We start from the raw sequence: 11,038 nt of genomic DNA, 5'->3' as shown, positions 1-11,038 counted from the left end.
GCAAAATTGACTGGCGGGTGAGGCGACACCAAGTGCTTTGACCTGCCCAGACAATGTGATCAAGGAGGAGAAACGATGGCCGCCAAGGAGGCAGAACTCGCCGCACAATTACGGCAGAAATTAAATCAGTGGGGGCGTGAGTATTACGTTTTAGACCAACCTAGCGTGGAAGACGCAGTCTATGACCAAACTTACCGTCAGCTCCAAGAATTAGAAGCAAAAAATCCGGCAGTGATCACGCCCGATTCACCAACGCAACGGGTGGGCGGACAGATCTTAGCCGGCTTTGAAAAAGTAACGCACGAGACACCGATGTTATCGTTGGGTGACGTCTTTTCTAAGGCAGAATTGCAGGAGTTTATCGAACGCTTGCACAAGAATGTCGGGGAACAAGTGCCGTTTAACTGTGAATTAAAGATCGATGGTTTGGCCATTTCGTTAACTTACGAGGATGGAGTTTTTGTCAAAGGCTCGACTCGCGGCAATGGGACGATCGGTGAAGATATTACGCAAAACCTAAAGACGATCAATGCGATCCCGCTGCGCTTAAGTGAACCAGTTTCAGTGGAAGTTCGTGGTGAATGTTATATGCCGAAAAGCTCGTTTGTGAAGCTGAATGAAGCGCGTGAAGAACAGGGCTTAGCGGTCTTTGCGAACCCGCGGAATGCAGCGGCGGGCTCCTTGCGTCAGCTGAATTCTAAGGTGACAGCAGCGCGGAATTTGAGTACCTTTATCTACTACCTGATGGAACCTGAAAAGTTTGGCGTGACATCACAAAGCCAGGCACTGCAACAAATGCGCAAGTGGGGCTTTAAGACTAATACGGATTCTCGTTTGGCTACCAGCATGGAAGAAGTCGACCAATACATTGACGACTACCAGGATTCTCGGGCAGATTTAGCCTATGAGATCGATGGGATCGTCTTAAAAGCTGATCCATTTACGGTGCAACAGGACCTGGGAAATACAGTCAAAGTACCGCGGTGGGCGATCGCCTACAAATTCCCGCCAGATGAACAAGAAACGGTCTTACGAGAAATTGAGTGGACCGTCGGGCGGACCGGGGTCGTTACTCCGACTGCAGTCATGGATCCAGTCCAGTTGGCGGGTTCGACAGTTAGTCGGGCTTCCTTGCACAATCCGGACTACGTGGTTGAAAAAGGGCTGCGTTTGTTAGATACGGTCAAGCTACACAAGGCTGGCGACATTATTCCGGAAATTTCTGAGGTCGTTTTGGACAAACGTCCCGCTGATTCCAGCGTCTATGTGATCCCAACGGCCTGTCCAGAGTGTGGGGCAGAGTTAGTCCATTTAGATGATGAAGTGGCTTTACGGTGCGTGAATCCGAAGTGCCCGGCACTACTGAAAGAAAGTGTGATCCACTTTGCTTCTAGAAATGCGATGGACATTCGCGGCCTGGGTAAGGCAATCATCGCACAGATGTTTAGCTTGAACTTGATCAGCGATGTGGCTTCCTTGTATTCCTTGACTAAAGAGGAGCTTTTACAGCTGGACAAAGTCAAAGAGAAGTCTGCGACTAATTTGTTAACGGCGATCGCAGCCAGCAAGCAAAACTCGGTTGAACACCTCTTGTTTGGTTTGGGGATTCGACACGTCGGTGCCAAGGCAGCCCGGATTTTAGCCCAGCACTTTGGCAGTTTGGACGCGATCGCTGCGGCTCCAGTCGAAGAAATCGAGCAGATCGATTCTATCGGCGGTGTGATCGCAGAAAGTTTGGTCAAATACTTTGCAACCGCGGAAGTTCATGAGCTAATTACGGAATTAAAGAAACAAGACGTTAACATGGAATATTTGGGTAAAACAGCCAGTCAGGTGGAAGAAGAGGCTCAGGGCAGCGAGTTTAACGGACAAACGGTGGTTTTGACCGGGACACTTGATACTTTGAGTCGGGCAACAGCTAAAAAATGGTTGCAAGCCCATGGCGCGAAGGTGACTGGTAGTGTTTCGAAAAAAACGACCCTCTTAATTGCCGGTCACGATGCTGGCAGCAAATTAACGAAGGCGCAAGAGTTGGGCACACCCGTTATGGATGAAGCTCAGTTTACCCAGAAAATGGAGGCAGAACAATGAAAAAACAGCTGACATTATGCATTAGTTTGGTTATGTCGCTGGTCTTATTAGCCGCTTGTTCGAATTCTTCGACGACTGGCACGCGGGGCAATACGGCGAAGACGACGGACACGACTTCAAAAACGGGTTACCAAACTACTGGTAAAACGACGGACACTGATTATCAAGGGGTGATCCGGGATGGCAAGTATCAAACGAGTAAGGCGCGTGGGGTAGGTATTACCCAGGAAGCCGATAAGATCATGAACTTGCAAAGTTTTGAGTCCGGCTTAACGACCTTATCGAAGAAACAATTTTCGCCTAAGAAATACGTTTTCCAAGAAGGCCAATTGTTAGGACGAGACACCGTTGAAAACTGGTTGGACCGTGTTTCTAAGGATAATCCAACGGGGCTGAATCCGGCGGATAATGGTAAAAAAGAAGCCGACGAACGTAACCCAATGTATGTCCAACAAATTGAAGAACAAGATTACATGAATGATCACAACGGTAAGTTAAGCTTAGGCGGTTTGACGATTGGGATCGGGATGAATCGGAAGGATTATTACCAAAAAGAACAGTACGGAGCAACCTACATTTCTGATATTTCTAAAGAAGAAATGGTCAAACAGGGTAGAATTACCGCCGCGAAGATTTTATCGCGCTTGCGCAAGGAAAAGGGCGTCAGCAACGACACCCCAATCTTGATTGCGATGTTTGAGCAGGCACCTAATGACAGCTTAGTTGGTGGATCTTTCTACGCGACTGCGGTTTCGAAGAGCGGCAATGAGATCAGTAACTGGACGGATACTAATTTAGCCAGTTATACTTTCCCGGCCACAGCAACTAAGTCGGTGCCAAATGATAACGACGAAACCTCATTTGAAGGTTTCCAAAATAAGATCAAGAACTTCTTCCCGAACCTTGCCGGTGTCACGGCACAGGGTCAGTATAAAAACAAGACCTTGCAGGGAATGAAAGTCAACATTACAACGCAGTTCTACAGTCAGACAGAAATCATGAGTTTCACCCAGTATGTCGCTCAGGCGGCACGGACTTATTTGCCAACTGGGATCCCAATCGATGTCACGATCAAGAGTGCGGATGGGACCGTGCAGTCGTTCCTTTCACGTGAAGACGGTAAGGGCGACTTCTACTCCCACGTCTTTAACAGTTATTAAGCAAAAAAGCAGGTCTGACTGGTTACAAGTCAGGCGAAGTAGTACCCAGTTGGTTTGAGACTGGTTACAAGTCAGGCAAAGTAATAGCCAGTTGACTTGAGACTGGTTACAAGTCAGGTGAAGTAATACCCAGTTGACTTGAGACTGGTTACAAGTCAGGCAAAGTAATAGCCAGTTGGCTTGAGACTGGTTACAAGTCAGGCGAAGTAATAGCCAGTTGGCCTGAGACTGGTTACAAGTCAGGCAAAGTAATAGCCAGTTGGCTTGAGACTGGTTACAAGACAGGCAAAGTAATAGCCAGTTGGCTTGAGACTGGTTACAAGACAGGCAAAGTAATAGCCAGTTGGTTCGTGACTGGTTACAAGTCAGGCAAAAAAATGCCAGGACCTGCACCAATTTGCAGCTACACTCAAAAACTAGCCATTGATTGGCTAGTTTTTAGTGATTATAGGGTTAAACCTTTCTGAAAATATGCTAAAATAGCTAGTGTTAATGTGAAAAAACACAGGGTGGAGCGAAACGCTTAAGAGATGAGCATTATCGTGACCTGGTCTTTAATGTACTTTAGGCATTGAAGGTTGGGGCAAGATCAGCGGAATCTTTTGTTTCACGGAACCCGACTAAAAACCATAAAATCGAAATGAAGAGAAAGAGGGAAACAAAATGGCAATTACCGCCGATGAAGTCAAGCACGTTGCCCAGTTAGCGAAGCTCGAATTCACTGCTGATGAACTGCAAATGTTTGCCGGTCAAATGGATGATATTATTACCATGGTCCAACAGCTGAGCGAAGTTGATACAACTGGTGTGCCAGTAACATCAACAGTCGCCGAAGCTAAAAACGTCATGCGAAAAGACGTTGCAGTTCCAGGAACTGACCGTGAAGAATTAATGAAAAACGTCCCACAAAAGGACCGCGGGCTGATCAAGGTTCCCGCAATTATTGATGAAAGTGAGGAAGCTTAACTAATGGATTACTTTAAAAATGATCTAACTTCGATCCATAACGGTTTGGTCAAGCATGATTTTAGTGCCGCAGAATTAACGGCAGAAACTTTCAAACAGATCAAGGCCCGGGACCAAAAAATTGAGTCTTTCCTGACTTTAAATGAAGAAGCAGCTGTAGCCGCTGCTGCGCAGGTCGACCAAGCAGGCATAACTGATGCTGAAAAACTAGCAGGTATCCCAGTCGGTATTAAAGATAATATTATTACCAAGGGTTTGAAGACGACGGCTGCCAGCAAGATCCTGGAAAACTTTGAACCAATTTACAACGCAACTGTCATGAACAAGCTGAATGCTGCGCGGATGATCAATGTGGGTAAGCTGAACTTGGATGAATTTGCGATGGGCGGTTCTAACGAAAACTCTGCCTTTAAGATCACGAAGAATGCCTGGGACCAGACTAAAGTTCCCGGCGGTTCTTCCGGTGGTCCCGCAGCCGCAGTGGCCTCAGGTCAATTATTAGCTGCTTTGGGCACTGATACTGGTGGTTCAATTCGTCAGCCGGCTGCCTTTAACGGGATCGTCGGCGTTAAGCCAACTTATGGCCGTGTTTCTCGTTACGGCGTGATCGCCTTTGGTTCTTCCTTAGATCAGGTGGGACCAATGACTCGTTCAGTGAAGGATAACGCCTTGTTGTTAAGTGCTATTGCAGGACATGACAAACATGACTTTACTTCTTCCGAACGCGAAGTGCCTGATTTCACTGCTAAATTAGATGGTGATATCAAGGGCATGCGGATCGGTTTGCCAACAGAATACTTGGAACAAGGGGTCGACCCTGAAGTTAAAGAAGCAATCTTGAACGCTGCTAAGACCTTTGAAAAATTAGGTGCAACAGTGGAAGAAGTTTCTTTGCCACATAGTAAATACGGTGTGCCAGTTTATTACATCATTGCTTCGTCTGAAGCTTCATCTAACTTACAACGTTACGATGGGATCCGTTACGGTTTCCGGGCTGAAGATGTGAAGAACTTGGAAGACGTCTACGTTCGTTCACGTTCTGAAGGCTTTGGTGACGAAGTGAAGCGCCGGATCATGTTGGGGACGTTCTCCTTATCTGCCGGAACTTACGATGCTTACTTCAAGAAGGCTGCCCAGGTCCGGACGTTGATCTGTCGCGATTTCGCTGATGTCTTTGCCAACTATGACTTGATTTTGAGCCCAACAACGACTTCAACGGCCTTTGATATTGGTGCTGAGATCAATGATCCAGTTAAAATGTATATGAACGATATCCTCACCATTCCAGTTAACTTAGCTGGTTTGCCAGGGATGTCCTTGCCAGCTGGCTTTTCAAACGGAATGCCGATCGGGATGCAATTGATCGCACCACAATTTGGTGAAGAAACAATGTATCGTGCCGGCTACGCCTTTGAACAAGCAACTGACTTTCATCAAGCCGTACCAACGATTGGAGGAGAAAATTAATGAACTTTGAAACAACGATTGGGCTGGAAGTCCATATTGAAATGAAGACTAAGTCTAAAGCATTTTCTCCGGCACCAGTCCAATATGGTTCAGAACCAAATACGAATACTAACGTCCTTGACTGGGGCTATCCGGGTGTTTTGCCCGAAGTCAACCAGGGTGCGTTAGAATACGGTATGCGAGCTGCCTTAGCTTTAAACTGCCAAATTACTAAAGATATCCACTTTGACCGGAAAAACTACTTCTACCCAGATAATCCAAAGGCCTACCAGATCACTCAGGCACAAACTCCAATTGGTCGGGAAGGTTACTTGGAAGTTGAACTAGAAGATGGTTCAACTAAGAAAATTGGGATCGAAGAAATGCACGTCGAAGAAGATGCCGGGAAAAACACCCATGATCCCGATGGTTATTCATACGTTGATTTGAACCGTCAGGGGACACCTTTGATTGAAATCGTCTCAAAACCAGATATTGCTTCTGCAGATGAAGCTTATGCTTATTTGAAAAAGTTACGTCAAGTCATTCAATTTACGGGCGTTTCTGACGTGAAGATGGAAGAAGGTTCCATGCGTGTCGACGTTAACATTTCTGTTCGCCCAATTGGTTCAGAGCAATACGGGACTAAGACGGAAATGAAGAACTTGAACTCTTTCGAACATGTGCGTTCAGGTTTGAAATTTGAAGAAAAACGCCAGGAAAATGTGATCCGGGCTGGCGGCTCGATCCAACAAGAAACTCGCCGGTTTGACGTTAATACTGGTGAAACAGTCTTGATGCGGGTCAAGGAAGGTAAGAGCGATTATCGTTACTTCCCAGAACCTGATTTGCCGCCGATCCACATTTCAGATGACTGGATCAAAGAAGTCCAAGATTCCATTCCTGAAATGCCAGAAGATCGTCGTCAACGTTACGTTGAACAATGGGGTGTCACAGAATATGACGCCAATGTTTTGACACAGACGATGGAAATGTCAGACTTCTTTGAAGCAACTGTCGCTGCAGGCGCTGATCCTAAATTAGCCGCTAACTGGTTGATGGGTGAAGTGAGTGCCTATATGAACGACAAGAAACAAGAATTGGCTGAATTAGCTTTGACACCAGAACATTTGGCACAAATGATCGGCTTGATCCAAGACGAAACAATTTCTAGCAAGATTGCCAAGAAAGTCTTCAAGCAGATCGTTGCCAATGACACTGACCCTAAAGCTTGGGTCGAAGAAAAGGGCATGGTCCAATTATCTGATCCTGCAGTCTTACAACCAATTATTGACGAAGTTTTGGATAATAATGAAAAGTCAATTGAAGACTTTAAGAATGGTAAGGATAGAGCGGTCGGCTTCTTAGTCGGAAATATCATGAAGCAAACTCGTGGTAAGGCTAACCCGAAAGTGGTCAACCAGCTCTTGATGGCTAGTTTGAAAGAAAGGTAAGGGAAAGCGGTTCGCGTAGGCGGTTTTCCTAGAGAGAAAGATATAATGATGAAAAAACGTTGTCGTGTAATTTATAACCCTACTTCTGGTCGCGAGGCAATGAAAAAAGACTTGATCGGCATTTTGGATATTATGGAAAATGCTGGTTATGAGACTAGTGCCTTTGCGACGACTGCTGAAAAAAATTCTGCCCAAAACGAGGCGAAACGGGCGGCCTTAGACGGCTTTGACCTGTTGATCGCAGCGGGCGGCGATGGGACGATCAATGAGGTCGTCAATGGTATCGCACCATTAGACCAGCGACCAAAGATGGGAATCATTCCAGCTGGAACGACCAATGATTATGCTCGCGCTTTGAAGATTCCTCGTGAAGATCCACTAGCAGCGGCGCAAGTCATTGCGAAGGGCCAAACGGTCAAGATGGACATTGGTCAAGCAAATGATAACTATTTCGTGAATATTGCGGCGGGCGGCTTATTGTCGACGCTAACGTATTCAGTCCCATCTGAATTGAAGTCACAGTTTGGCTACTTGGCTTATCTGGTCAAGGGTGCCGAACTTTTGCCCCGGATCAAGCCAGTCAAGATGCACATCGAGTATGACGATGGCGTCTTTGATGACCAAGCTTCGATGTTTTTTGTGGCGTTGACTAATTCAGTCGGCGGTTTTGAACAAATTGTACCGGATGCTTCACTTGATGATGGTAAATTTACCTTGATCATTGTGAAAACAGCCAATCTCGTGGAAATTCTGCAGTTGATCCGTAAGGTCTTTAACGGTGGGAAGCACGTTGATGATCCGCGAATTATCTACGTGAAAACGTCTAAGATCGTGGCGAGTGCCGACGATAAACAGATGATGATCAACGTCGACGGCGAATACGGCGGCGACGCACCGATGACCTTTATCGATCACAAGCAGCACATTGAAATGTGTGCCAACACCGACGAGATCCCCGATTCAGCAATCACAGCTGAAACGGCTTTGGAACGAGATGTCAGGGACCGCTTTGTCCATGAAATGGAAAAAATTCCAGACCAAAAAGATTAGTGTTTAACAGATGACCGTAGCTTGTGGGTTACGGTCATTTTTAATGGCAAAAACACAGGGCGGATTGAGGCGGTTAAGAGATGAGCATTATCGGGCTAGACCAGAAAATCACGCTTTTCAGTGATGTTCTGGTTTAGCTGGATGAGCGGAGTCTCTTGCCTCAAGTAGCCCGACTAAGAAACACAGGGTGGAGTGAAACGGGAGAAAGTGAGCATCATCGGAGTTTGACCTTTAATGTGGTTTCGGCATTGAAGGCCAGGCTTGGATGAGCGGAGCTTTCTGTTTCAAGTAACCCGACTAAGAAAACACAGGGCGGAGCAAAGTGGTTAGCTCCCGAGCACTATCGGAGCCCGCCTTTAATGCGGTTTTGGCATTAGAGGTGGACTTGGATAGACGGAAGGAGCTGCTTTGAGTAGCCCGACTAGAAAACACAGGGCGGAGCAAAGCGATTAGTTCCCGAGCACTTTAAGTACGTCTGAATCTCCGTCAAAAGTTCCAACTTTCAGTCGAAAAAACGGCTTGCAGCACAGTGAGCCAACCTGCTTGTTTCACAAAAAAAGCTAAATAATAGTACTGCGCCCTTGCAAGTGGGGCGTGAGTCTTGTACACTTGCCAAGAAGTACTTTCGTTACAGATGCAAATTAAGGAGCATAAAATGAAGAAAAATACACCAGTCAAAAAAAATGACGAATTAGTTGCGACAATTTCTGACCTGACTTATCAGGGGATGGGTGTCGCTAAAGTCGAGGGTTATCCCTTGTTTGTTGCAGGGGCTCTACCTGGTGAAGAAGTTAAACTCCACGTCTTGAAAGCTGATAAGAACTACGGCTTTGCCAAGGCGCTCGAATACCTGACAACTAGTCCTGACCGGGTCTCTGCTGGTAAGAAGGAACTCGTCCAAACGGGGATCACTCCCTTACAACACTGGGCTTACCCGGCTCAATTGAAGTATAAGCGTAAGTTAGTGGTCGACCTTTTACAAAAGGCCCACTTGTCAGACCTCGAAGTTGCTGACACAGTTGGCATGGAAGAACCATACCACTACCGCAATAAGGCCCAGGTCCCAGCCCGCGAATGGCATGGCAAGCTAACGACTGGCTTCTTCCGTCGTGGCAGTCACAACTTTATTCCGTTGGAAGATTACTATATCCAAGATCCACGGATCGACGAAGTGATTATTGCTGTGCGTGACATCTTACGGAAATACAAGGTGCCTGCCTATAAAGAAGAAAAACACTCAGGTGTGATCCGAAATGTCATGGTCCGTCGCGGTCATTATACCGGCGAAGTGATGGTCGTGTTAGTTACTAAGACTAAGAAGCTCATGGGTGCGGCAGAAATTTCTGCGGACATCCAAAAAGCTTGTCCAGACGTGATCAGTGTGATGCAAAACATCAACACTGAAAAAACGAACGTGATCTTAGGAAAGACCAGCAAAGTTTTGCGTGGCCGCAACTATATTCAAGACCAATTAAACGGTTTAACTTTCGATATTTCGGCACAATCCTTCTACCAGGTCAACCCAGTCCAAACTGAAAAACTGTATGCCCGGGCCGTTGAACTAGCAGGTTTGACCGGTGAAGAAACTGTGATCGATGCTTACTGTGGGATCGGGACAATTTCATTGAGCCTGGCCCAAGCCGCTAAGCAGGTCTACGGGGTGGAAATCGTCCCAGCTGCGATTGAAGATGCTAAGCAAAATGCTCGCCTGAACCACTTGGAAAACTTAACATTTGAAGTTGCCAGTGCTGAAGACGCAATGAAAAAATGGGCCGCTGCCGGTATCAAACCGGATGTGATCGTTGTTGATCCACCACGCAAGGGCCTCGCAGCCGAATTCATTGAAGCCGCTGCTACAGCTGCACCGCAAAAAATCGTCTATGTCAGCTGCAACCCAGCTACTTTGGTGCGTGACATTGAACGTTTTGGTGAACAGGGATACTCTGTCAAACAACCATTGGAACCATTTGACCAATTCCCACAAACAACTCACGTGGAAACAATTGCAGTCTTAGAACGAGACTAAATTTGTAGGTCACTAACTAAAAATGAAGAACTGCTGCTTTCAGTGTATGAGAGTGGCAGTTTTTTTGCGTGATAGCTCTCCCAAGTTTGAGAAAACAGGGTAAGCAAATGGGAAAGCTCCCCCAAGTTTGAGAAAACAGGGTGAGCAAATGAGAAAGCTCCCCCAAGTTTGGGAAAACAGGGTGAGCAAATGAGAAAGCTCCCCCAAGTTTGGGAAAACAGGGTGAGCAAATGGGAAAGCTCCCCCAAGTTTGAGAAAACAGGGTGAGCAATTAAGATTGCCGCCCCAAGTTTGTAAAAGTAGAGGTGTCAATTGCGATAGCGTCACCTCTTTCAGGAAAATAACATGAGCAAAAGCAGATACAATCGTCGTTTCCCTAAAACAGCGACCGCAAATTCAAATGCGACCGTCGTTTCCTTAAAACAGCGACCGCAAATTCAAATACGACCGTCGTTTCCCAAAAACAGCGACTGCAAATTCAAATGCAACCGTCGTTTCTTCAAAACAACGACCGCAAAGCTAGATACGACCGTTGTTTCCCAAAAACAGCGGATGTAAACTCAAACTGCAAACGTCGATTTCCCTATCTCTTGTCACATAAAAAGCAGGAATCTTTCAATCAAGGAGATTTCTGCTTTTTTGAGTATTTATTGATGCTTTTGGCGAAATACCCCTGACTTTAGTCGGGGGATGGATAGCCGTAGCGTACACTGTACGCTACTTAAAACTACACATTGTTTTAAACTAATAAAGTGCTATGCTAAGGAAAAGATGGTGAAATCAATGGCTCCGATAGCTTTTAAAGTTCGACTATATCCAAATCAAAAACAAATTAGCCAAATGAG

General features: G+C 46.2%; 8 protein-coding genes. All 8 read left to right on the top strand.

Annotated features, from left to right (window positions below):
* The first annotated feature begins 75 nt into the window (after positions 1-75).
* The 8 genes from ligA (at position 76) to LPAF129_RS01510 (ending at position 10,751) form a co-directional block, all read left to right on the top strand.
* A complete protein-coding gene (gene ligA, locus LPAF129_RS01545; RefSeq protein WP_244054331.1) occupies positions 76-2,091 on the top strand; it encodes an NAD-dependent DNA ligase LigA in 2,016 nt (671 codons plus the stop codon).
* Complete coding sequence (locus LPAF129_RS01540; RefSeq protein ID WP_244054329.1) at positions 2,088-3,251, top strand: CamS family sex pheromone protein; 1,164 nt, start codon at positions 2,088-2,090, stop codon at positions 3,249-3,251. The genes ligA and LPAF129_RS01540 overlap by 4 nt, the downstream gene beginning before the upstream one ends.
* Before the next feature lie 663 nt (positions 3,252-3,914).
* On the top strand, positions 3,915-4,217 hold the full coding sequence (gene gatC / locus LPAF129_RS01535; protein ID WP_244054327.1) for an Asp-tRNA(Asn)/Glu-tRNA(Gln) amidotransferase subunit GatC: 303 nt from the start codon (positions 3,915-3,917) through the stop codon (positions 4,215-4,217).
* 3 nt (positions 4,218-4,220) lie between these two features.
* Entirely contained in the window at positions 4,221-5,684 is a 1,464-nt protein-coding gene (gatA, locus tag LPAF129_RS01530) for an Asp-tRNA(Asn)/Glu-tRNA(Gln) amidotransferase subunit GatA (RefSeq protein WP_244054325.1), read from the top strand.
* The gene (gatB, locus tag LPAF129_RS01525; protein WP_244054323.1) at positions 5,684-7,117 is read left to right on the top strand and encodes an Asp-tRNA(Asn)/Glu-tRNA(Gln) amidotransferase subunit GatB; all 1,434 of its coding nucleotides are present in this window, start codon (positions 5,684-5,686) and stop codon (positions 7,115-7,117) included. Before gatA ends, gatB begins: the two co-directional genes overlap by 1 nt.
* A 48-nt stretch (positions 7,118-7,165) precedes the next feature.
* Positions 7,166-8,167 carry a diacylglycerol kinase gene (locus LPAF129_RS01520; RefSeq protein WP_244054471.1) on the top strand — a complete coding sequence of 334 codons (1,002 nt, stop codon included), beginning with the start codon at positions 7,166-7,168 and terminating at the stop codon, positions 8,165-8,167.
* Positions 8,168-8,822: 655 nt separating this feature from the next.
* Positions 8,823-10,193 (top strand): 23S rRNA (uracil(1939)-C(5))-methyltransferase RlmD, encoded by a 1,371-nt coding sequence (gene rlmD, locus LPAF129_RS01515; RefSeq protein WP_244054321.1) that lies wholly within the window; start codon positions 8,823-8,825, stop codon positions 10,191-10,193.
* A 345-nt stretch (positions 10,194-10,538) separates the two neighbouring features.
* Positions 10,539-10,751, top strand: a complete 213-nt coding sequence (locus LPAF129_RS01510) for a hypothetical protein (RefSeq protein ID WP_244054319.1) — start codon at positions 10,539-10,541, stop codon at positions 10,749-10,751.
* The last annotated feature ends 287 nt before the right edge of the window (positions 10,752-11,038 follow it).

It is taken from the genome of Ligilactobacillus pabuli, from assembly GCF_022836475.1.
GTDB lineage: Bacteria > Bacillota > Bacilli > Lactobacillales > Lactobacillaceae > Ligilactobacillus > Ligilactobacillus pabuli.
The sequence above is the reverse complement of the archived record's forward strand: the minus strand, read 5'-3'. Positions and strand labels throughout refer to the sequence as shown.